The organism is Pelagibaculum spongiae, assembly GCF_003097315.1.
GTDB classification, from domain to species: domain Bacteria; phylum Pseudomonadota; class Gammaproteobacteria; order Enterobacterales; family Pelagibaculaceae; genus Pelagibaculum; species Pelagibaculum spongiae.
Window position 1 is genome coordinate 186,068 of the sequence record NZ_QDDL01000002.1, and the last position, 23,584, is coordinate 209,651.

Annotated in this window: 22 protein-coding genes, 1 pseudogene and 1 riboswitch; of the genes and pseudogenes, 10 read left to right on the plus strand and 13 right to left on the minus strand. The window is 43.7% G+C overall.

The annotated features are described in order from the left end of the window. The first annotated feature begins 126 nt into the window (after positions 1-126). Positions 127-1,701: a peptide chain release factor 3 gene (locus tag DC094_RS06790; protein ID WP_116686747.1), complete on the plus strand. Its 1,575-nt coding sequence runs from the start codon at positions 127-129 to the stop codon at positions 1,699-1,701. 165 nt (positions 1,702-1,866) lie between these two features. Next, positions 1,867-2,760, plus strand: coding sequence for a hypothetical protein (locus DC094_RS06795; protein ID WP_133245487.1), 894 nt, complete (start codon positions 1,867-1,869; stop codon positions 2,758-2,760). Between the two features lie 63 nt (positions 2,761-2,823). On the opposite strand, the pseudogene tnpA reads toward DC094_RS06795, so the two are convergent. Both tnpA and DC094_RS06805 read right to left on the minus strand, forming a co-directional pair. Further along, positions 2,824-3,252 (minus strand): annotated as a pseudogene (gene tnpA / locus DC094_RS06800) (IS200/IS605 family transposase). 99 nt (positions 3,253-3,351) lie between these two features. Further along, positions 3,352-4,311: an alpha/beta fold hydrolase gene (locus DC094_RS06805; RefSeq protein ID WP_158527242.1), complete on the minus strand. Its 960-nt coding sequence runs from the start codon at positions 4,309-4,311 to the stop codon at positions 3,352-3,354. A gap of 134 nt (positions 4,312-4,445) precedes the next feature. Here DC094_RS06805 and DC094_RS06810 point away from each other — a divergent pair, with 134 nt between their 5' ends. Continuing rightward, complete coding sequence (locus DC094_RS06810) at positions 4,446-5,474, plus strand: NADP-dependent oxidoreductase (protein WP_116686378.1); 1,029 nt, start codon at positions 4,446-4,448, stop codon at positions 5,472-5,474. Positions 5,475-5,510: 36 nt separating this feature from the next. On the opposite strand, the gene DC094_RS06815 is transcribed toward DC094_RS06810, so the two are convergent. Next, positions 5,511-6,305 (minus strand): pseudouridine synthase, encoded by a 795-nt coding sequence (locus tag DC094_RS06815; RefSeq protein WP_241503984.1) that lies wholly within the window; start codon positions 6,303-6,305, stop codon positions 5,511-5,513. A gap of 134 nt (positions 6,306-6,439) precedes the next feature. Between DC094_RS06815 and DC094_RS06820 the strand changes: the two genes are divergently transcribed. Continuing rightward, complete coding sequence (locus DC094_RS06820; protein ID WP_116686379.1) at positions 6,440-6,697, plus strand: type II toxin-antitoxin system Phd/YefM family antitoxin; 258 nt, start codon at positions 6,440-6,442, stop codon at positions 6,695-6,697. Further along, on the plus strand, positions 6,685-6,993 hold the full coding sequence (locus DC094_RS06825) for a type II toxin-antitoxin system RelE/ParE family toxin (protein ID WP_116686380.1): 309 nt from the start codon (positions 6,685-6,687) through the stop codon (positions 6,991-6,993). The genes DC094_RS06820 and DC094_RS06825 overlap by 13 nt, the downstream gene beginning before the upstream one ends. A gap of 595 nt (positions 6,994-7,588) precedes the next feature. On the opposite strand, the gene DC094_RS06830 is transcribed toward DC094_RS06825, so the two are convergent. After that, a complete protein-coding gene (locus DC094_RS06830; protein ID WP_116686381.1) occupies positions 7,589-9,163 on the minus strand; it encodes a Na+/H+ antiporter NhaC family protein in 1,575 nt (524 codons plus the stop codon). 129 nt (positions 9,164-9,292) lie between these two features. Further along, positions 9,293-9,500: riboswitch (Lysine riboswitch) on the minus strand. A 165-nt stretch (positions 9,501-9,665) separates the two neighbouring features. Here DC094_RS06830 and DC094_RS06835 point away from each other — a divergent pair. The 3 genes from DC094_RS06835 to DC094_RS23000 all read left to right on the plus strand — a co-directional run bounded on the left by DC094_RS06835 (position 9,666) and on the right by DC094_RS23000 (position 13,349). Continuing rightward, positions 9,666-10,775 (plus strand): hypothetical protein, encoded by a 1,110-nt coding sequence (locus DC094_RS06835; protein WP_116686382.1) that lies wholly within the window; start codon positions 9,666-9,668, stop codon positions 10,773-10,775. 93 nt (positions 10,776-10,868) lie between these two features. Continuing rightward, positions 10,869-11,336: a NifB/NifX family molybdenum-iron cluster-binding protein gene (locus tag DC094_RS06840; protein WP_116686383.1), complete on the plus strand. Its 468-nt coding sequence runs from the start codon at positions 10,869-10,871 to the stop codon at positions 11,334-11,336. A 135-nt stretch (positions 11,337-11,471) separates the two neighbouring features. Next, a complete protein-coding gene (locus tag DC094_RS23000) occupies positions 11,472-13,349 on the plus strand; it encodes a hypothetical protein (protein WP_241503985.1) in 1,878 nt (625 codons plus the stop codon). A gap of 54 nt (positions 13,350-13,403) precedes the next feature. On the opposite strand, the gene DC094_RS06850 is transcribed toward DC094_RS23000, so the two are convergent. The 9 genes from DC094_RS06850 to ccoN all read right to left on the minus strand — a co-directional run bounded on the left by DC094_RS06850 (position 13,404) and on the right by ccoN (position 21,579). After that, entirely contained in the window at positions 13,404-13,634 is a 231-nt protein-coding gene (locus tag DC094_RS06850; RefSeq protein ID WP_116686384.1) for a thioredoxin family protein, read from the minus strand. 71 nt (positions 13,635-13,705) lie between these two features. Continuing rightward, the gene (locus tag DC094_RS06855) at positions 13,706-14,683 is read right to left on the minus strand and encodes a permease (protein WP_116686385.1); all 978 of its coding nucleotides are present in this window, start codon (positions 14,681-14,683) and stop codon (positions 13,706-13,708) included. A gap of 97 nt (positions 14,684-14,780) precedes the next feature. Beyond that, positions 14,781-15,509 carry a hypothetical protein gene (locus DC094_RS06860; protein WP_116686386.1) on the minus strand — a complete coding sequence of 243 codons (729 nt, stop codon included), beginning with the start codon at positions 15,507-15,509 and terminating at the stop codon, positions 14,781-14,783. Positions 15,510-16,098: 589 nt separating this feature from the next. Continuing rightward, complete coding sequence (locus DC094_RS22555) at positions 16,099-16,713, minus strand: cold shock domain-containing protein (protein WP_116686749.1); 615 nt, start codon at positions 16,711-16,713, stop codon at positions 16,099-16,101. 257 nt (positions 16,714-16,970) lie between these two features. Further along, complete coding sequence (locus tag DC094_RS06870; RefSeq protein WP_116686387.1) at positions 16,971-17,963, minus strand: Abi family protein; 993 nt, start codon at positions 17,961-17,963, stop codon at positions 16,971-16,973. Positions 17,964-18,405: 442 nt separating this feature from the next. Continuing rightward, positions 18,406-19,284, minus strand: coding sequence for a cytochrome-c oxidase, cbb3-type subunit III (gene ccoP / locus DC094_RS06875; RefSeq protein WP_116686388.1), 879 nt, complete (start codon positions 19,282-19,284; stop codon positions 18,406-18,408). Beyond that, positions 19,265-19,480, minus strand: coding sequence for a cbb3-type cytochrome c oxidase subunit 3 (locus DC094_RS06880; RefSeq protein ID WP_116686389.1), 216 nt, complete (start codon positions 19,478-19,480; stop codon positions 19,265-19,267). Before DC094_RS06880 ends, ccoP begins: the two co-directional genes overlap by 20 nt. Continuing rightward, complete coding sequence (gene ccoO / locus DC094_RS06885) at positions 19,473-20,162, minus strand: cytochrome-c oxidase, cbb3-type subunit II (protein WP_116686390.1); 690 nt, start codon at positions 20,160-20,162, stop codon at positions 19,473-19,475. The genes DC094_RS06880 and ccoO overlap by 8 nt, the downstream gene beginning before the upstream one ends. A 16-nt stretch (positions 20,163-20,178) precedes the next feature. Further along, on the minus strand, positions 20,179-21,579 hold the full coding sequence (gene ccoN / locus DC094_RS06890; protein WP_241504001.1) for a cytochrome-c oxidase, cbb3-type subunit I: 1,401 nt from the start codon (positions 21,577-21,579) through the stop codon (positions 20,179-20,181). A 611-nt stretch (positions 21,580-22,190) separates the two neighbouring features. Between ccoN and hisB the strand changes: the two genes are divergently transcribed. Further along, a complete protein-coding gene (gene hisB, locus DC094_RS06895) occupies positions 22,191-22,784 on the plus strand; it encodes an imidazoleglycerol-phosphate dehydratase HisB (protein WP_116686392.1) in 594 nt (197 codons plus the stop codon). A gap of 47 nt (positions 22,785-22,831) precedes the next feature. Next, positions 22,832-23,491, plus strand: coding sequence for an imidazole glycerol phosphate synthase subunit HisH (gene hisH, locus DC094_RS06900; RefSeq protein WP_116686393.1), 660 nt, complete (start codon positions 22,832-22,834; stop codon positions 23,489-23,491). Positions 23,492-23,584 lie beyond the last annotated feature (93 nt).

Consider the following 23,584-nt stretch of genomic DNA (forward strand, 5'->3'; position numbering starts at 1 on the left):
AATGGCCGCCGTTTATAGATTCGACCAATGTTCACGGCCTAGGCAGAACCACTGCCGCACCGTTCGGTCATGGTTTGAGCCAGATAGAAGGCAGACATGTCACAACCCACTTCAAATACTCAAGTGATGCCAGAAGAAATCGCCCAGCGACGAACCTTTGCCATCATCTCTCACCCAGATGCTGGTAAAACCACCATGACTGAAAAATTGCTGTTACACGGCAAGGCAATTCAGGTGGCAGGTACCGTAAAAGGACGTAAAAACACCAAGCATGCCACATCCGACTGGATGGAAATGGAAAAGCAGCGTGGTATTTCTGTAACCACTTCGGTGATGCAGTTCCCTTACCATGACTGCACAGTTAATTTGCTCGACACCCCCGGTCACGAAGATTTCTCAGAAGATACTTACCGGACTTTGACCGCAGTTGACTCAGCTTTAATGATGATCGATGCGGCAAAGGGTGTAGAAGCACGAACCATCAAACTTTTAGATGTATGTCGGTTGCGCACCACACCGATTCTGACATTTATAAATAAACTCGATCGAGATACACGAGATCCTATCGAGCTGTTAGATGAAGTCGAAGACGTTCTCAAGATTAAATGTGCCCCTGTGACTTGGCCAATTGGCATGGGTAAATATTTTAAGGGTGTTTATCACCTGTTAAATGACGAAATCATTTTGTATGAAGGTGGCCACGGCCATGAACGTCATGACTACCGTCGTATCAAAGGGCTCGATAGCGCCGAATCGCGTGAAGCCATTGGTAGTGAAACGGTTGATGAAATCATCGACGAGATCGAATTGGTTCAAGGCGCTAGCCACGAATTCGACTTAGACATGTTCCTTAAAGGTGAGCTAACGCCAGTATATTTCGGCACGGCAATGGGCAATTTTGGTATTGACCATTTCTTGGATGATTTTGTAAAAATTGCGCCACCACCTCAGCCCCGTGAAACAGAAGATCGAATGGTTCAAGCCGGCGAACAAACCATGACCGGCTTTGTGTTTAAGATTCAGGCAAACATGGATCCTCAGCACCGAGACCGTATCGCTTTTATGCGCATTTGTTCTGGCCAGTACACTAAAAGCCTTAAAATGCGACATGTGCGGTTAAAGCGTGATATTCAAATTGCTAACGCATTAACCTTCATGGCTGGCGACCGTCAACATCTAGAAGAAGCTTGGGCTGGCGACATTATCGGCTTGCATAACCATGGCAATATTCAAATTGGCGATACCTTTACCGTCGGTGAAGATCTCAAATTCAAAGGCATTCCAAACTTTGCACCAGAATTGTTTAAGCGAATCCGTCTACGTGATCCACTGAAAAACAAAGCATTGCAAAAAGGTTTGATCGAGCTATCTGAAGAAGGGGCAACTCAAGTATTCCGCCCGTTAAACAGCAACGAACTAATCGTTGGTGCGGTTGGTGTATTGCAGTTTGATGTGGTTGCTCACCGCTTGAAGGCTGAATATAAAGCAGAAGCAATTTATGAAGGTGTTAACGTTGCCACTGCTCGCTGGGTAGAGTGTGATGACCCAAAGAAATTCGAAGAATTTAAAAAGAAATGCTTCGATAACCTAGCACTCGACGGCGCAGATAATTTAGCCTATATCGCACCCACCCGAGTTAATTTGAGCCTGACTGAAGAACGTTGGCCTGAAGTAAGATTCTTCGCAACTCGCGAGCATTAACAAAGAATGCCTATCAGCATCAGGGCCTTTTTGTAGCACCTGATGCTGATTGAGTACTGCCTACTACGGATAGCACCAAGCAATACTTTTTCCTTTCCCTTGCAGCATATGATAATCATCCACTAAAGTTCACTTACTTACCTTTTCTATTTAAAAATGATTTTCATGGATGATAATTATTCTGTAGCTGGTGCTCCTGAAGCCATTTACAGCTCACAGCCCATACAATCAGAATACAATGCAGCTGAAATGAGTAAGGGTGATCTCCCTATCCTTCCCAAAAAATTGATTTTAGGTGGCTGCGATGCAATACACAGAAAGATATCTATCCATCTAAACGCCTTATGTGACCAAAAGTTAGACCCTTTTATGTCAGCAACTCTTGCATGCGCATGTTTTATTTCTGCCAAAGGAGAAATCGATACTGTATTTAGCACCATACAAGGGGGTGCACATAAACATTTGACCCAAGATAGAATAAAATCAGCTGGAGCACTCATCGCAAGTTGCAAAGCTGACAAAGCTGTTGCTTACATCGGAAATGTTTGGGCAAATACAGGGTTACTCTTAAATCGTGTGTCAGGTGGTGAGTTTAATATTAACCCCGAACACATCGTCATTAACGGATCAATCAATGGTTCTATGTTCTCCCCTGAAATGTCTGGCTCATATAGTGATAGCGGAGCAGGCGCCAGTACTCTTTCTTTTGAGCAATTAACCCATCAGCAAGATTGTGCAGTCTTCTTTTTTCTCCACAATGAGCAAAAAAACAAGGTACTTAGTATTGCAACTACTTTCTTCAGGAAACAATTTCGGATCATCGTCCCTGATCAAGTGATCGCGACTATCAGAAGCCTCAAATCAGCGCAGATTGGCAGAGTTATACCTATCGCACTATCAAGTGTATATTCTGATTTAGATAAATTTACAGCATTTATTTTTAAAGCAAACTCCAAGTCCCCTATGCTTCCACCAGGAATGTCCTCCCCCCCCTTAAGCACCAGAGCTCCCGCACCTCCAGTTGCACCTAAACCAAAAAACTCAACAACCACCGGCTAAAGCCGGTGGGTTCGTCTTACGGACTGAAAGTCCGGATACGGGTCCAAGACCCGTTGCTGGCGATTAACATTCCGTTCGGAAATTATCTGCTACTTTTGGCTCGAAATGATGCTCTAAATATTCCTTTATCATTTCTTCCGTCACATCACCTGAAGTCACACAAAAATAACCCCTCGCCCAAAAATGCCGACCCCAGTATCTTTTCTTCAAATCAGGAAAACTCTCAAAAAGCTTTGTTGAGCTTCTTCCTTTGATTCGACGCATGATTTCGCTTGCAGCTATATTGGGTGGCGCAGACACAAAAAGATGGACGTGATCTTTACTAATCACACCTTTCAAAATTTCTATTTCAAAAGCTTGGCAAGTTTCTCTTATCAACTCTCTAGCTCTTAAACCTACATCACCTTTGAGTACCTAATAACGATATTTCGTTACAAATACAAAGTGATATTGAATTTTAAACGCAGTATGACTTCCGTAGCGATATTCCAAAACACTGCCCACCCAGCCCTTCAAACGAAACGCTAAATTATCATAGCTAAAGCTGACCGGCTAAAGCCGGTGGTTTTAACCTTCTCATTGGAGAATAAACTAATCATTCTTCTCAATAAAACCCATTGCTGCCTGTGCCGATTTTTTCGGCACTTCCAGTTGAGGCATATGCCCTACCCCTTCAAAAATCACCAAATCGATATAGGGTAAATCTTTTTTCCACATAGCCGTTTCAATATCTGCCGGGAACCATGGATCTTTTTCACCCCATTGTAATTGCACCGGCACTTGAATATTGGGAATTTGCTTAAGCATTGCTTCGCGTTCTTCGAGCATTTTTGTTAAATAACGAAACACATCGACATAAGCAGAGCGATTACCCTGCAAAGTACTTAAATCAACAAAACGCTCTACATCTGCCGGATTAATATTATCTGGATTTCCAAAAACCTGTTTTACTCCCTGACGGAATATAAATGGTGGCGTGCTATAGCGCATCACTGAACCAATTAATGGCGTAGAAGCTAAAGTAACGGGCCATGGTGTGCCGTCAACTGCATAACCTGCCGGGTCGATCATAACAATGGTTTTGACACGTTCGGGCCGGGCAACTGCCAACTGCCAAGCAAAACCGCCACCCAAAGAATTACCCACCACATGAATTGGTTGATCAATACCGATTTTGTTTAGGAACTGGTCAAAGAAGGCCAGCCAACGCTCTTTTGAATATTCACCATCTTGCCAGCCGCCAGTTAAACCAAAACCAGGGTAATCGAGGCGAACGATTCGATAGCCTTCACCAAATTCTTCGATCCATTTGTCCCAAGTGTGAAGTGAATCCAATATGCCATGCAGCAGCAACAAAACTGGCCCTTCGCCCTGATCCCGGTAATGCACCTGCAAACCATCAATCTCAATAAAGCGCGAGCCGGTGGTTTGGTCTGCATACTTTTGATTCATTTCCTGCTGGGTAACGCTGTTCATCCCCAAAGTAGAACAACCTTGTAGCAGCATAATCATTGATAGAAGCAAGCTGATCGCAAGTTTTTTCAGTAACATAGCGTGACCTTTATTTTTATTAGTTCTTGTCATATTCAGCCGACTGGCCAACAAGTCGCTTACCGAGCAGGCAAACCAAACAATCTGTGCATAGAATATTCTTAATAGTCATTAGATTAAATCGGAGATTAATCATGCAGAGCCAGGAATTTCACCTGACCAGCTATCCACAGGGTAAACCTTCCCCGAATAATTTCCGTTTGTGTACTAAAGAACTACCACCGCTAAAACAGGGCCAGCTGTTAATAGAAAACCAATGGCTATCGGTTGATCCTTACATGCGTAGCCGCATGGTCAAAACCGCTGCGGCTAGCCCAAACAATCTAATCGGTGCCGGGGCAATTGCGCCTTTTTCGCTGAATCAACCAATGGAAGGCGGTGCGATTGGTAAAGTGATTGAGTCACAACATACAGACTTTCAAGTCGGTGACCTGGTCAATAGTTTTCATGGCTGGCGAAACGCTTTTGTCAGTGACGGTCGGGGCTTGCACCGTTTGCCAGAAAGCAACTTACCGACTCAAAGTTATCTCGGTGCAGCAGGTTTATCTGGATTAACTGCATGGGCAGGCTTGTACTGGATTGGCGGCTTGCGAGAAGGAGAAACTGTTTTAATCTCCGCAGCTTCCGGCGCAGTCGGCAGCATGGCTTGCCAGCTCGCCAAGTTGCATGGCTGTACTGTAATTGCAACCGTAGGCAGTGACGACAAAGTACAATGGCTAGAACAAGAACTTGGGGTCGATAAGGCGATCAATTATAAAGACACAATCAATCTAGGCGCGGCTTTAACTGATGCATGCGAAAACGGTATTGATGTTTGTTTTGAAAATGTTGGTGGCGATCATTTACAAGCCGCAATTAATTTAATGAACCGACATGGTCGAATTGTCCTTTGTGGCCTGCTTAGCCAGTACAATAGTGAAACACCTGCGGCTGGCCCAAACAATTTAAATCAATTAATTAATAAAAGCCTGCGCATGGAAGGGTTTGTTGCTTCAGATTTTTGGCACATGTACCCACAATACATCACCGAACTCAACCAATGGAAAGCCAGAGATGAAATTCAATGGCAAGAAACTATTGTTGAGGGTTTAGAAAATGCACCGCAGGCGTTTATTGATTTGTTCGACGGAAAAAACATCGGAAAAATGCTGATTAAAATCTAATAAATAAAGATTTATGACACTTAAAAAATGCCCAATTCAATTAGGAATTTTTATATTTAAACCTGCCAAAGCCTTTGTGAATCTTTCATCTAATCCTGCAGTAATTTCTAACCGCTCACCAGTTATGGGATGATCAAACGCCATCATCTGGCAATGCAATAGCAAACGATCAACTGCCAAGTTTTCTGCAAACCACCGGTTATAATTACCCTTTCCATAATTAGCATCACCAATAATTGGCTGGGCAATATGCTTTAGATGTCGGCGGATTTGATGTTTTCGACCAGTTTTCGGAGCAATTTCCAGCAGCGAAAAACGACTTTGTGGATAACGATCAATCTCGGCTTCTAACGTTCCCTGAGCCAGTGAACGATAAAACGACAGTGCCGGTTTTACTTCAGCTGGCTGACTTTTATCTTTATCAGCAATCGAGTCAGCTTTATCGGCAAACGGATGATCAATTTCAATCCAACCCTTGCTATCGGCGGCATCGAGCTTTTGCTGCTGCACCCAACCACGAACAATCGCTAGATATTTTTTTTCCAGCTGATGCTCAGTGGCATTTTCACGAAACCTTTGCCCCATCATGCTGGCTACTTCTGCCGACAAGCCAAATACCAAGACGCCTGAAGTTGGTTTATCTAACCGATGCAATGGCCAAACATATTGGCCAATCTGATCTCGAACCATCTGCAGGGCAAACTGATGTTCATGACGATCAATCGGCGACCGATGCACCAATAAATCGGCAGGTTTGTTTATCGCAACTAGATATTGATCCTGATACAGAATCTCTAGCGGCTGATCAAATTGGCAAATTTTGCTGTTCAAATGTAGTTTCCGGCGGACGATAAAGAAGCATATCGCGGCTATTGTAATCAGTAGTAGCAAACACACCAGAGAGAATTGACTGAGTGGTTGTAACTAGCTAGTATCACTTAAGTATCACTTGCAAGGCAGTCACCATGAAAGTCGAATTAGTCACCACACTTAAGCGCCACGCCACTAGAATTTTATCTGAACTTCGACACTCCAAAGAACCCATTTTAATTACAGAGCACGGCCAACCTTCTGCTTACCTGGTGGATGTCGACGATTACCTATTGATGCAACAACGACTGCAAATTCTGGAAGGTATCGCCAAAGGGGAACGCGCCATTGAGGAAGGGCGAGTAGTCACCCAGCAGCAAGCCAAGCAGCAAATGTCTAAATGGCTCAGTTAACTCAAATAATCTGGACCAATCCAGCGCTTGATCAACTGAATGACTTAGCAGAATATATTGCTCTAAATAATCCACTAGCCGCAAAAAAACTGGTAGCAACAATCTTTGATAGCGTGAAACATCTTGAGCAATTTCCGTTATCTGGAAGAAAAATTCCTGAGTTTTCCAGCCCATCATATCGAGAGCTAATAGTTAATCCTTGCAGAATTTTTTACAAAATAGATTCAAGCAAGGTTTACATCGTTCATATCATGCGGCAAGAACAGCAGTTAAAGCGATATACTATTGATTCATAAGTGCAGCAAAGCTCACCCACTTCAACACGCCGACACAAATCATTCATTCTGAAAATACCCATCGGCTATATAAAGAAATCAATATTTTGCCGTATGCAGCAATCATCACCAAAGATGGGAACATAGATTATCTGTCACGATTAAACATTCCAGCTTTAGAGGCAGAAATTCAAAAAATACTATCACAAGGGAAATTTATTCTAATAAGCGGTATATGCATAAAAAAAAACACTCGGGAAACTTGAATTAAAGCCAACTTTTTAAAACCTATATTAAAAAACAAAAGCAATAATCTGTGATTTCGATAACAATCATATTACTAACCTTTGGCTCGATGGCTTACATATTGATGATTATAAAAAACAGACCGGATCTTGCAATACATACTCATTAGAGCCTTATAAAAGCGAAATGTTTTACCACATCAGCTTTGAACCCCATAAAAGCGCAAATATTATTTTTGAGCGAATTGATGATCAATAAAAAAACCCGACTCCCTTTTCAGGAAGCCGGGCCGCTTGCTCTCCGGATTTTATTTTTTAACCCGACCGTCATGGTGTCGGTGCTCTGCATTACATTTTGTAATTTACAGCACTTAAGCCTTGGCGATTGTATCGGTGTTAGTTCCGGAATTTTTCGATTTGATGATCAAAGCGATCACCAACATCAGTACTAGCCCAGCCACCCCGCTGAGTAGAACAGATCCGCTATAACCCAGTATCAAATAACCGACCAAAGCACATGCAGCAACCAGCAATGCATAAGGCAGCTGTGTCACAACGTGGTCAATATGGTGGCAAGAGGCACCGGTTGAAGAAAGAATCGTAGTATCTGAAATTGGAGAACAATGGTCGCCGAATACTGCACCTGCCAGTACTGCGCCCATCATCGGTAAGATCAGACTAATTTGAGTTCCGGCAGCTAAATCACCAGCAATTGGCAACATAATGCCAAAGGTGCCCCAGCTAGTGCCGGTAGCAAATGCCATCGCGCCAGACAAAATAAACAAAATAGCTGGCAGCAAGCGTGGGTCAATATTGCCGTTAGCCAAGGTAGATAAATACTTACCAGTTTCCAAAGAACCAATCGTGGTACTTAACATCCAGGCCAGTGTCAGAATGTAAATGGCTGGCAACATCGACTTAACGCCGGTTAAAGTGCTGCTCCATAAATCTGAGCTAGCAGGCTTACGACGCAACAACATTAACAAGGTCACCGCCAAACCTACCGCACCACCATAAACCAGTGCTTTTGCCGCGTCGGTATTTTCAAAAGCGCCTAATAAAGTAAACGGCCCTTCTAATGCTTGAGCACCCACCCAAACAATCGCCGTTACCGTTGCAGCAACTAACGCAATAATTGGCACCAATAAATCTGCAACGGATCCGCCAGATAATGCTTTCATATCGCCAGCACCAGGAGGTGTGCCACGCGACATATCATAAAGCTCACCCATTTCAGCTCGCTGGGAATGCTTTTTCATTGCACCAATATCAAGACCGGTCGCTGCAACAAAAAACACCATAACTAACGCCAAAACTGCATATAAATTCATTGGTACAACTTGCAAGAAAGCGCTGAATGCAGAAACGTCAGTTACATTATGCGTCACTAAAATACCGCCAATCAAAGCGATGATATAAGCGCCCCAACTGGAAATTGGTGTGATAACACACATAGGTGCCGCGGTAGAATCAATTAGATAAGCCAGTTTGGCGCGAGATACACCATGACGATCCGTTAACGGGCGACTAATACTGCCCACTGCCAGACTGTTGAAATAATCATCGATAAAAATAATCACACCTAGCAAAACGGTGACTAATTGAGAACCTTGCTTGGTTTTGACTCGCTTACGCGCCCACTCGCCAAAAGCTTGCGCACCACCGGCTAGAGAAATCCAGCTGGTCATAACACCGAGAATAAGCAAGAAAAACAGAATGTTGGTATTCCAGCTATTTAATCCGCCGTCATCCCAAAAAACACCCGCTAAGGTATTCCAAGTATGTACCACTGCATCAACCGGGTTACCGCCAGTGAGCAATAAAATTCCGGTTAAGATTCCGGCAAATAATGAAGGTAAGACTTTTTTAGTCGCAATCGCCAATCCAATGGCAACTAATGGCGCTAATAGAGAAAGCGCTGAATCGTTATAAGCTATGAGTTCCATACTACACACTTGGTGTTATTGCCGAGCCACTAAAAAAAAGCGAAAACCCTTTTGCTTAAATTAGTTAACTAGGCGAGAAATGACGGAAAACATGGAGACGGAATCGAAGCTGGCAATTGCCAAAAGAAGGATTCCGGTAGCGCTCCATGGTGAGCCAAGATGACTCCCGTAAACATTCCAATCGTTTACGGCCATGACAGTGTGAGGCCTATTCGGCGACACCCCAGCAGCAAGAGCTGACAACTCATCACTACTTCGGCGCTATTTCCTTTCACTTGTCTTCAACGGAGTCACCCTCGGACAAACTACTTTTAAACAGCGCACCTCTACCTGATAGCCGCATTGTTGCAGACATTGTTCTGCATTAAAACCCTAACTTGTCATTTATTTATTCAGATCAAGTTTTCTTTTTTGCGGCCGATATAAATAGCCAAGTCACTGCAAGATCTTAAATGCGTATTTTGAAGTGGTTTGGCTATTATTTGGGGAGAATTTTCATACCATGCGCTTGTTAGCTTTCTGTTTATTATTTTTTGGACTATTGGTAAAACCAGTATTTGCCGGTGATTATTTAGGCTACACCCGAACTGCATCGGGCGACCTTCCCCTGCCTCAAAACATTACCTACCTAGCACCACAGCTACAGCTCAACCTTCGCTGGGGAAGGCATGAAGGCTGGAAGCAGCCAATTGAAGTCATGCCGGTTAAATTTATTGACGCCAGTCAAAAAAATACCGTTACACCCGTTACTCAACAAAATATTAATCAGCAACTTAATTTTTCATTAACCCGCAGCCAGCGCTTAAATACTCGGCAGAAAAAAATCGCTCGCTGGCAGTTATTCACTGAAATAGTTTACGACCCTGCCGTTAAAAAAACATGGTTCTGCAGTTCATTCAATTGCCAAAACAACAATTACCAAAACATCAATAAAAAACAACCGGCAGAATTAATTGCTCGCTTTAAGTTAATTGAAAAAAATAGCGATTCTCACAGCATGGTTTCATCCAATGAAATGCTATTTGAAAAGCAATATCGGATTGGCCGCCATGATGGCTTACAGCTTCTAATCAACAGCGATCCCGAGCAATATCAATGGCTACACAGTGCCCGCGGCTTGCAATACCAACTGCTATTCAACCGAATGAGCTGGGATCTGTTACAGGCCATGGCTCCGGTCGGCGATTACATTCCTGTTTATATGGTCAAGAACGACACCATTTATTTAGATGTTGCGCCAAAACGCTATCAAACCGGGCAAATGCTCACCGCACTTCACCAGCCAAGTGATATCGGCTTGGACAGCCAAGTAGTTAACACCGGCCCGCTTCGTTCGATTGGTTATGTACAAGTAATTGCTTCTGGCCGAGAGATTATTGCAGAGCCATTAGATTTTCGAGCCGATATGATGCGCCCCGGTGATTTAGTGATGGACCCTGGCCCTTGGTTAAAACCGCTCTTTGCTAGAGCGGGTGTTATGCAGCCTTCTAACCGACTACCGAAAGCTCAGATGAAATTTCGACCAAAAGCGGTCACCGGTGATATTCAATTATTAAGCTTTAACCAACCTACTCCAGCAGAACGGTGGCTAACTCAAAGTAGTCGCAAGTAAATAAGCTTTTATTTGCCTGCATCAGGGCAAGCAATCGCACTTCAATCCACAATGGGCGGGTCGAAGAATTATCGAATTTAGCGTTATAGCAAAATGAAAAAAATTGCCGTTTGTAGTCAAAACCGCCGTGGCGTTACCGGCTATGCTGCTCGCTGCCGCAACTTTATGATGTTTGTGGTACAGACAGAGCGAAAGCGGATTATTAGCCGCGAACCCTATTCACTGTATAAAGAAGAAACCTTCTTTATGACCGAAGACGACAAAGCGCATCCGCTAGATGAAGTCGATGTGTTGATTAGCGGTGGCATGGGCAGTGGTTTACAGCAGTCGTTAGCCAAGCGAGAAATCACTGGCCTGGTCACCAACGAAATCGACCCTACCAAAGCGGTCAAACTCTATTTAAAAGGTCAGCTGCCTTTAGTCGAAATTGAAGATTTTCATGACAGCGATGAATACATCGAAGATCTTTCTAAACTGCCACCCGAAATTCGCAACAAATGCTGTGGCAACACCGATGCCAGCGGTGGCTGTTGTGGCAAGGGATTGAAGGGGTTAGTTTAAAATAGTCAGCACGGAAGGTAAGTAAAACAGATCTTCAAAAAGATATATATCTACCCAAAAATATTTTGCCTAGCTTTACTGTTCACGACATAATGCTACACATTGTCAACTTTAAAAGGTTAGAGCAGAACACACATGGCATTTGATTACGGATCAATCGACCTGGGCTTGAAAAACCCATTCAAAAAGGAAGGCTGGGCAGTTGTTGTGCGAGGCACTTTAATTAGCTGCCTTGCCTTATTTTTACTCGTAAAAGCCGCCGCAATTGTAAAGGGAAATGCTGGGGTTGGGTGGATTCTAGCTGTTTTTGGAGTATTACTTTTATCTAACGGTATTTCATCGCTAGCATCAGGAATAATGGCACTGCTGCGCTATTTTGTTGGTCGAAACCATCCAACCTCGCTGGCTAAAAACTTTAGTCGGTCTGAATCGAGCACCGCCCAGGAAGAGGCTCAGCATGTAGCTTATAGTCGACAAACATTAATCGAAATGCTGGTCGGCAGAAAAAATGCCACCTTTATAGAGCCGAGAGGATTTTTAACACGTTTCGTGCATACCCTTTTTCCTCGGCTCACTTATATGCCCTATCCCATTCGCAACTTGGCCCAAATGGTTTTTAGCACATGGATAAAAACCATCACCGCATTGGTTGCATATGCATTGGTTGCTTTTGTTTCTCTAGCTGGGTTTGCTGGCCAGCTCGGTACAATAGCTTTTCCTGCCTATTCAGTCGTATTGGTTCTCTATTTATTAACTACTTGGCGGTCAGTAGCCAATCGAGCTGAAAATACTGCACAGGCGACTATTTCATCCCTTGGAAAAAAAGATCTGGTAAAATTAATATCCGGTGCTTTTATTTTTCCTATTTTAATTAGCTTTGGCTTAAGTGCCATAGTTCAAAGGATTGGACTGACAACATCTGAATTGAATGAACTCATCGCATTGCTTCCAAATAGTTATGCATTTGTATACATTATCAGTATTTTAATTTTCTCTGCGCTAGCAACCGGGATTATTTCATTCCTACTCAGAAGTCGATTGCAACACACCGACCCCAAGGTAGAAGTTTCTGAATTAAGAGAAAACTGGCAAGAGTCAGTTCATCCAAATGAAATTTTCATAAATCTTGACAACCTGGTAATGGCAAATCGACGGTTTAAAGAAGTTCCTAACCGCGTGTACCAGGAGTTAGAACCAAAACTTCAAGAACAAACAGAAGGAAAAGGTTCATTTTTTGGAGAAATCATTCAGGAGGTCCAACCAAAGTTTCGGGAAATGAAATTTGGGAAAACTTTCAATATTGTAAGACTGGTTTCTTTGGCGGCAGGCAATGCAATGCTGGTGATAGCAGCACTCCTCACCACGCTACTTGCATTTCAGGTGGGTGATTTATACCAATTTGCCAGCCTATTAAAAACAGCCTCCCTAAGCATCAACAACATAGATCTGTTAACACGTTTTTCTGCAGAGTTAGAGCCTGTAATTCATCTGATTTTGTTTGGTTTCCTGATTAAGTCCATAGCCAAACTACTGAGCAATACTGCACATATTTTCTTTGCAGAAATGCAGTTTGAATCATCTCTTATTTATTTTAAATGTGAAGGGACATTCACAGAATCGACCATTTCAACAGGTTCTGGCATTTATGATTCTACTCGCTCAGAAAATACATTAGTTCGGTCCAGCATTACCCCATGGATCATTGTTACAAAAGTCATATCAAGTACTTTTGCATCAACAGGAATGAAAAACCTTGAACACCCACGATTCATTTTGGAAATGCACAAAGACGATACCGAGCTGGCATCTATCAGGCGTGATGTAGTTAGTTTCCTAAAAGATCGTGAGTCAATTGCATCAATCACCAGTGAGCGAGATCTGGGGAATGCTGCACAAATTTATGAGATTAACCAACAGTCCCGAGCGGCGCCTGTTCAACAAGAAAAATTAGCAAATCATGATGTCGAGGCAGCAGCTCGAATTCAGCAAGAAGCCCCTGAACCCAGCACATAACACTAATAAATAAGACTCAATGCACACCCCTTTTTGGAGGTGTGCATTGCATTATTAAAACCAGCTTTTAATCTGATCTACCGTTGGCATTCCGCCACTCCAAACTACCTTGCCATCGATAACCACACCCGGCGTTTTCATTACCTTGTGCTCAACCAATGCCATCGGGCTGGTTTCTTTGCTGACTACTGCTTGCACACCCATATCAGTGACCAGCTTGCGAACCAGTAGCTCTAAATCATTACAGCGCGCACAACCTGGGCCCAATACCAAAATCTTTTTCATTATATTTCTCCCACTACTAATTAATAATCTGACTGGCAACGCAGGTTATCAACCTGCGCCACATAATTCATTTAAATCACAAACCCTATGCCGTTAAACAACCAGCCCACCAAGGTAAATGTGGTCAATAGCATGAAGAACAGCATAATCAGCAAAGGCAATTTCATGACTTGTTTGAGCAGAATAAACTCTGGGAAACTAGCACCGACAATACTCATGCAAAATGCCAATGTAGTGCCTACCGGCAAGCCTTTTAACAACAAGCTTTCCATTACTGGAATCACGCCGGTGGCATTGGCGTACAGCGGAATACCCATCACAACAGCGACCGGAACCGACCACCATTGACCAGAACCTAATTGTTCTTCCACCCATTGCTCTGGCACATAACCGTGCAGTAAGGCACCAACACCTACGCCAATAAACACCCACTTCCACACGCGAGAAAAAATCGCTTTTAATTCATAACTGGCAAACTGGTGGCGGGCTTTTAAATCCCAATCTTTACTTTGTGCTCGTGCACCGGCATTTTGGCCGAATGCATCTTTAACAAATGGCTGTACATATCGCTCAGCCTTAATCGCATCCATAAATGCGCCGCCAATAATACCAACCACCAAGCCAACCAACACATAGACCAAAGTAAACTTCCAGCCTAACAATCCCCATAGCAAAACAACCGCTACTTCATTAATCAGTGGTGATGTCAGCAAGAAAGAAAGCGTAATACCAAACGGAATGCCGGCGGTGGTAAAGCCAAGGAATAGTGGAATGCTTGAACAGGAACAAAACGGCGTGACCGCACCAAACATGCTGCCAGCGAAGTAGCCAAAGAAGCGGTTCTTCCGTGCCAGAATATCGCGAACTTTTTCGGTGTCTAGCGACGCTCGAACAATCGCCAACAGGTAAATCATCACCACCAACAACGCCAAAATCTTAGTGGTATCTTCAATAAAAAAATGAATCGCAGAACCCGCTTTGGTTTGCGGGTCTAGCCCCATCAACTGGTACGTCAGCAGATCGGCCAGCCAACTGAATACTTCTAGCATGATGACAACCTTATCTGATATTGGCTCAGACTTTATTTAATATACTAACATTGTATTCGCTTGTTCATATATACGGAATGCCGTATATCAAATTAACTTAAACTTCAGTTTCAAAACCCGTCCTACCAATTGAACCCACATAGTCACCAGGATACAAACTATCAGCTACGTGGAAATTTTTATTAACTTCCAATCGCCCTCCTTCAATCCACTCCCCCAAAATATGGGAGCCTGGAATACTATGAAGATAATTAACTTCATCATATGGAGGGTTTTGACGCCCGGTAAACCATTCTTTCCACGAGGCAGGTCGCTCGACTGTATTAACTACGTCAATAATAACGCCATAAAATTCCCTTGCATCGATCAAATAAACATGTCCATCTCGCTTTGCAAACAACTTAGCAATATAAAGCTTTGTAGTTGTAGATATTCCATAAGATAAGGTGAAGTGGCCTGAAGGATCTGCTCCGGTTGCAAGAGCAATCTGTTTACTGGACTTTTCTATATCATCTCGATATCGATTAGCTTTTTTTAATTTTTCAATTTCTTCATTATTTAAATCGTGAAATTTATTTGCTTCTTTTATTAAAAAACCATCTTCGAATACTTCTTCTTTACTACGCCTATCTGCTCGCAAGACAAACCCTCTAAAGTATCGGCGCGGACTAAATAAATAAGGGCGTATAATGTTTGGATATCGTTGCATTTCCACCATACTAGGAGCACTGAAGTCTTCAGTACCATAAATCACTGCTGGATTATATGTGCTTGGCATTATGCAGGTGTTTTGAAAAAATATACTTGGTAGTTTAATAACAGTCATTAAATACAGCATTCCATTGCTAAGAGGAGAGTTATCTAACACAGAGAATACAAACCATCTCTGCACACACATTGATACTTTAGTTGAAACGAAGACCAGAAACTCAGTCAACCTAATATTTATAGCATGTGATCAACCTTACCTGATATTGGCTCAGTCTTTATTTAATATATCTACACTGTATTCGATTGTTCATATATACGGAATGCCGTATATCAAGCAAAAGAACATACAACCGGCGTAACTTGCAGCAAAGCGCAAACCACTGATGCATCAACAAAGGTAACCTTCGCTTTAAAAAGAAATTTTTACCATGAAGAAAATCAAGGGTTGAGTGAACGTGGTATCAGTTTCAGAACTCGGAATCTATAAATTATTCTGAGCTCTGTAGGTTGTATCGCGGCTACGATGAGCCACATTTAAAATAAAAGCACACATTGTAGCTCACAGATATTGATGAGAGGCGTTGTGGTTCGCTGACGCTCAGCACAACCTACGACAGACTTAATCTGGGTGATTATTAAATCCTAAGAAGAGTCTCAATCAACTAGATTCTGCTTAGGATTAAAAAACATTAGCCATATATTAATCACCCGCCACAAAACTGCCTCTCACAGGGAATGCCATCGCCATCACCGTCGATTTTTACACCGGGGCAATTGCTTAAATAAAACATCGCTTCCGAGCAAGAGTTCATTTGAGAGCAATGAACCTTACCTGAACAGCTATAGCCAGATGCTGTTTCTTGACTGTCAAATGATGAAAATGACGAAGATGAAGACGAAAAACTTGAACTGTCTTTCACTGGCCGATAGAGATCGGTCATCGGCTTTCGTTGGGGATAAGCTTTTTCAGCTACTTCAACAACCGCATCTGGTTGCTTTAAATCAAGCACTTTATAGCCAATACCTACTGCGATCACTAGCAGCAACAAGACCGACTTAATACTGACACCTGTCGACTTAGGAGCCCGATTCACTTTCGGTGATGAGCTAGCAACCCCTTGCAAATAACAGTTCACTGCCCGCTCTTTTCCATCATCCAGTCGATGAATTTCAAATTGGATCAAATCACCAACAATTGGTTTTCTCACATGATGCTTGAGCGCTGAAATATGAATAAAAATATCTGCAGCACCCGAATCTTGCTTAATAAATCCAAAACCTCTCTCGTTGTTCCAGATTTTTATTGTTCCTTTAGGCATGTAATTTTTTAACTTAATCCATTAATGCCGACATTCTATGGCAATGCATCACTTCTAGCAAAAGACTTCATATACACAAGCATCTTCAAGGTGTGCGCTCAGGATCTCTGAACGAATCATGATCGAGACGCATCTTTTTATTTCCAAGGATGGAATGTATGCAGCAGGAAGCATGGATGTTGGTGCGGATATTCATGACTGTTCCCTTAAAAAAGAGAAGCAACGAAGCGCATGATTTGTCGTTTTCTGCTATTGAATCAGGCTATAAAGTGATCGATATTACAACCTTCAGCAGGAATTCCCATTGAGGATTTGTAGCATATTGGAAGATTAGGAAAAGAGTCCATCTCTTGGATAATATGTTGAATCCAATCTGAATTAGGCCCTATCTTCTGCACCAAGTACCAGATAATAACAATTAAACTAAATATTTTTTTCTTATTATCCTGTGCAAAAGGGAATCGAGAGAAATATTGAGCATCTTCAGCATTTCCAGTCGGTATTCCTATTGGATTGTTAGCTGTTTGATTCCAGATTCTAGTATGATGAGCACATCTATTTCGAAGAATATTCATTTCTTGAAGCCAGCGAACTAAGAGTGCTGGGTTACTGACACCGAGTCTATTTGCAATTTTATTTTGGTGCGTTCTTTTTAATAGCTCGAAATACTTTGATAAGGTGCCAAATGACCAAGCTTCAACAACAACCCAAATAGGCATTTCCCGACCTGAGTTCTTGTGCCACATGATGCTATCTTCTTTGCTACGTGATAGCTCAGAACCTTGTCGGCGACTCCATTCATCCCACGCATTTTTTCTCTGATTATTCCGGAAATAATCTTTTAATTGATTGGGATTGATAAAGTCTGAATTTTGGTAGGCTAATTCATCTATTCTACCGAGTTCGTGAGCTAAAACTGTTTTCAAGTTAATTTCTATTCGTTCGATTGCATCTAGAAATAACAATCTCAGCCTTTTATCGAAGAGATATAGCTTAAACACTTCATCAAAATCTGTTTGAGGTAAAAACTTTTCGAGCCTTTTAGGCTTGCGATGAAATATGACTACATCACCGTTTTGATCGCGCTCGATCTCTCGACAGGAGTACCAGAAACCACTCAGTCGATAGTACCCAACTTGGGAGAGTTTACGAGATGCCCTCTCATGATCAATGATAAACATTCCTCTACTATCTAAGGAATTGACTAACTCACGATATTCCTTGAATGGTTTCGCAACAGTGAGAGCCAAGCTTTCAGACCTCTAGAAACAAGAAGGCCCAGCCGTAAAACCAACTTGTACTTCACAGTTAAGGAAGTCTTTGTTGATAACAGAGGACTGGGCGCGATTGCTTTCAATCTTAACTTTCATAACACCGTTGTCAAGACTCAAGGGCATGTAGTTCATAGTTATATGAAGCAATGCTCATACAGATCCATTTCACACGCTTAGTATGCTAATTAGCAGTTCAGTCACCAACCTTTAATCATCCACGCAACATATTGGATGTGCCGTAGACTGGATAAGCAGAGCGCAATCCAACAATCTATCCACGCCCATAAAAAAACCCCGACCACTTTTCAGTGATCGAGGTTTTATGTCCATGGATGGACTGTTTTTCACAAGGCGCACCACTCAAAACAAGCCATGGCAATGTGACTATTAACCCGCTATCGCAGGTTAATATCGGTACTTACGCACCACCCAAGCTCTTGACGTAAACCGCCAGCTTTCGGATTTCTTTTTCGGTCAACTTCTCACCAAAGGCAGGCATTACCGCGTTGCGGCTTCCTTCACCTGTGTTCACACCGTATTTAATGGTGTACTTGGCAGATTCAACCAACTGCTCGCGGTAGTTGTCACCGTCGCCTGGCTGGAAGCGCCAGATGGCGTCAGTCAGGTTGGCACTACCTAAAGCAGCGATACCTTTTCCATTCATGCCGTGGCATGCAAAGCAGGCTTTTTCCTGGAACAGGTTGGCACCCTCAGCGTTTGCTTTGCCTTCGGACAGATCAACTACATAGTTAGCCAGCAGGGTGATTTCTTGCTCAGTCATGATGGCTTCATGAGCGGTCATCACACCTTGGCGACCATAAGTTAAGCTGTGCTCGATGGCAGCAACGTCGGCACCGTACAACCAATCATCATCGGCCAGAACCGGGAAGTTAGGCCCACCGGCTCCGCCTTTACCATGACACGCTGCACAGTTATCACCGAAGATCACTCGGGCCGAAGCCAGGGTGTATTCCTTCAGTTCAGGGTTTGCCAAAATCTCTTCGGCAGTTTTGCCTTCAAGCTTGGCTTCCCAAGGGCCACGTATTTCTTCTAGCTCTGCTAATGACGCTCGATATTCTTTAATCGAGCTCCATTCTGTTACTGCCTTTGCACCACCGGGCAATGGAACTGCCGGATAGATGATGAAATAGGCCACGGCAAAGATCCACGAAGCATGGAAACAAATGATCCACCAAGTGGGCGGACTATTGATCAGCTCACGGATTGCGCCATCGTCCCAAGAGTGCCCAGTGTCGGGCACCTCCGTGACGTCAATTTTATTGCCTTGCTGACTCATGGTTTTCTCCGTCAGATTCTTCATCAAAGAGCATGAATTTATGCTGCTCGTTTTCTTCCCTGTTTTTTGGATTTAAGTAGCGAATCCATGCCCATGTAATCAGAACAAAGGTAATAATTGTCCAGATCAGGCCAACCCAGTCTTGCCCAGTCATTGCAGCCCAGTCTGTTGAGAAGTATTCGGCTAGCTTATTCACGATAATCCTTGCCCTCGTCAAACTTCACCAAAGTGCCCAGCATTTGCAGGTAGGCCACCATCGCTTCCATTTCAGTCTTGCCATCAAATGCTTCAAACGCTGCGTCGATTTCTTCGTCGGTGTATGGAACACCAACTGCACGCATTGCTTGCATTGATTTAGTTACATCTTTGCCATCGATGGTATTGGTGGCAAACCATGGGTAACGCGGCATGACTGATTCAGGCACAACTGAGCGTGGATCCATCAAATGCTGAATTTGCCACTCATCTGAGTACTTACCACCAACACGCGCCAGGTCAGGACCGGTACGCTTGGAGCCCCACTGGAATGGGTGGTCATACTGAGACTCTGCTGCCAGAGAATAGTGACCATAGCGCTCTTTTTCGTCACGGAATGGACGAATCATTTGTGAGTGACAGGTATAGCAGCCTTCGCGTAAATAGATATCACGCCCCGCCAGCTCAAGGCCGGTGTAAGGACGAATACCCTGCAGCTCAGGATTCTTTAACGTGCCATCAGGATTCTTCTGACGATCTTCTAGTGTGTCTTCGAGGTAGAACAGTGGAACGATTTCCACGATGCCACCAATTGAAACCACCAAACCCGTCATCAGAATCAGCGCGAAAATATTCCGCTCTAAAAAATCTTGTAAGCGGGTGGAGTAAATTTTACCTGCCATTTTTTATCTCCTCGCTTTACGCAGTGGCCAGTTCAGATTCTTCAGTGCCCTGGCGTGCTCTTTCAAGCCCACCTTCGCGAACGCCCTGACGAATCGTCATGATGATATTAAACAAGCCAATGACTGCACCGCTCAAGAATATAAAGCCACCTACTGCACGCATTGCATAGTAAGGATGCATTGCCGCAACCGATTCAGCAAAGCTGTAAACCAGCGTGCCGAACTGGTCGTATGCACGCCACATCAAGCCTTGTTGAATACCAGAAATCCACATCGCCAAGATGTAAATAAGGGTACCGAAAGTTGCCAGCCAGAAGTGCCATGATACTAAGCTGTTGCTCCACATCTGACCGCCTTTAACGTGCCATAAACGTGGCACTAGGTGATAGATTGCGCCCAGCGATACCATCGCTACCCAACCTAACGCGCCAGAGTGAACGTGGCCGATAGTCCAGTCGGTGTAGTGAGATAATGCGTTAACTGTTTTCAGTGACATGACCGGACCTTCAAAGGTCGACATGGCATAGAAAGCCAACGAAATAATCAGGAATCGTAAAGTTGGGTCAGTACGCAACTTGTCCCATGCACCCGATAAGGTCAGCATTCCGTTCAATGCACCACCCCATGAAGGAATGATCATCGCCATTGAAATACCTGCGCCTAAAGAGCCGGTCCAATCTGGCAATGCGGTGTAGTGTAAGTGGTGAGCACCCAACCATACATAACCAAACATCAGTGCCCAAAAGTGCAGAACTGATAAGCGATAGGAGAAGATCGGACGACCCGATTGCTTAGGAATGAAGTAATACATGATAGCTAGGAAACCAGCAGTCAGGAAGAATCCTACCGCGTTGTGTCCCCACCACCATTGAATCATCGCATCCTGAACACCGGCAAAAATCGAGTAAGACTTAAACAAGCCCACTGGAATTGCCAAAGAGTTCACTACGTGCAAGTAGGTGATCATGATCATCATGCCAAGGAAGAACCAATTCGACACATAAATGTGCGAGCTCTTACGGACATGAATCGTCATGACAAAGTTATAGAAGTAAGACAACCAGACCACCGCAATTGCGATATCGATTGGCCACTCCAGCTCTGCGTACTCTTTAGCTTGGGTGAAACCCAGTGGCAGAGTGATAACAGCAGCTACAATAATCAGGTTCCAGCCCCAGAAGGTGAACCATGCCAGCTTGTTACTCCACAGGCGAACGCCGCAGGTACGCTGAACCGTATAAAATGCAGTGGCCATTAAAGTAGAGCCACCAAAACCAAAAATCACCGCATTGGTGTGCAACGGACGCAAACGTCCGAAACTGAGTTCAGGAATGTCGAAGTTTAGAAATGGCCATGCCAGTTCTGAAGCGATGTAAACACCTACTCCAGCACCAACGACCAAATAAACTGCCGCCATGACTGCAAACCAACGCACAACATCAAAGTCGTACTTGCGTTCCAGCGAAGCTTCCACTGACTGTCTCCTCTGTCTATTTTCTGATTACCCGGCTGGAGATTGACCAGGCCTGATAAAGCTAGAATTGCTTGCAGCGGTTATATCCTTAGCATTTGAAATTACAGGGTGTTGGCTTCATTTGCTTGCCAACTACCTGCACATCCAATTACTTTTTACATAAGACCGATATCGTTTCCCTAACGATTAGATGCAAAACAACCACACGATTAATGGTGTCTATATCTCAGATTCAAATATTGACTTAAGTCAACATGTTTTCTGTTAAAGAAGAATTAGCAATATAGATATGCGTCTAGCGTCGTTTACACACTGTAAGCGCGCGACATTCTAACCATCAGAGCGCGTTTATGCCATAAAAGATCTGCCGAAAAAGGGTCATATACCCCAAAATAGGTAGGGTTTTTTATCTGAGGAGTTGACGCACATCTATCTGCGACCCTTGATCTGGGTTCGTTGAGTACTCTGTTAAATTGATTCGAATCAGCGATAAAAAGTGCACAACCTATCTGTCTGCTTATGGTTATAATGCTTTTCTTAACAAGGAGAAAAAGATGTCCGAGCGTAAGGCGAGTGTGCAAAGAGACACTCTGGAAACCAAAATCCATGTCTCAATTAATCTAGATGGTACCGGCCAGTCAAAACTGAATACTGGCGTGCCATTTCTTGATCACATGTTGGATCAAATAGCCCGCCATGGCTTGATTGATCTAGAAGTTCACGCCGACGGCGATACTGAAATCGATGACCACCACACGGTCGAAGATACCGGCATTACGCTGGGCATGGCTTTGAAAGAAGCGCTGGGCGATCGTAAAGGCATCTATCGATATGGCCATGCTTATGTGCCATTAGATGAAGCGCTCTCGCGAGTCGTTCTCGATTTTTCTGGTCGCCCTGGCATGTTTATTAATGTTGAATATTCGCGAGCCAGAATCGGCAGTTTCGATGTCGACTTGTTTAATGAGTTCTTCCGAGGACTAGTTAACCATGGTCAACTGACGCTGCATATCGATAATCTCAAAGGCACCAACGCACACCACCAGGCTGAAACGATTTTCAAAGCGCTAGGTAAAGCATTGAGAATGGCCGCTGAGCGGGATCCTCGCATGGCCGGGCAGATGCCTTCTACCAAAGGCTGCCTCTAATCGATTATCTTTTTCAAACAGGGTGCTAAAAGAAAAAGGTTCTAAATATGAAACTGATTGCTGTTATCGATTACGGCATGGGCAATCTTCACTCGGTAGCCAAGGCAGTAGAACATGTTGCCGAACATGCCCGAGTTGAGATTACCCGCGATGCCAACACCATTCTTGAAGCCGATCGGGTGATTTTACCCGGCGTCGGTGCCATTCGAGATTGCATGGGCGAGCTTTGCCGACTGGGTTTAAATCAAACCGTCTACAAAGCCATCGAACAAGGCCAGCCATTATTGGGCATTTGTGTTGGCATGCAGATTTTACTTTCCCACAGCGAAGAAAACGGTGGCGTAGATTGCCTAAACCAGCTGCACGGAAAGGTAAAACGATTCGATGAACATATGAAAAACTCCCAAGAGCAGCAATTAAAAGTGCCGCACATGGGCTGGAACCAAGTACAACAAATCCAGCGTGAAGATGAAGTGCATCCTTTATGGCACAACATCGAAGACCAGAGCCGCTTCTATTTTGTTCACAGCTACTACGCCGAGATGGAAAACCCGGCCGACGTGATTGGTCGCTGTGACTACGGTATTGGCTTTGATGCAGTGCTGGCCAGAAAAAACTTGGCTGCGGTGCAATTCCACCCAGAAAAAAGCCACGACGCTGGCTTGCAACTATTAAAGAATTTCCTGCAATGGGATGGTCAGGCATAAGCCGCCTCCCTTGTTTTTGCATGATTTAATGGCACAAAAAAGTTGAATCATCGATGTTCAGGCGAGTCATTCGATGATTCAAAAGAGGTGAAG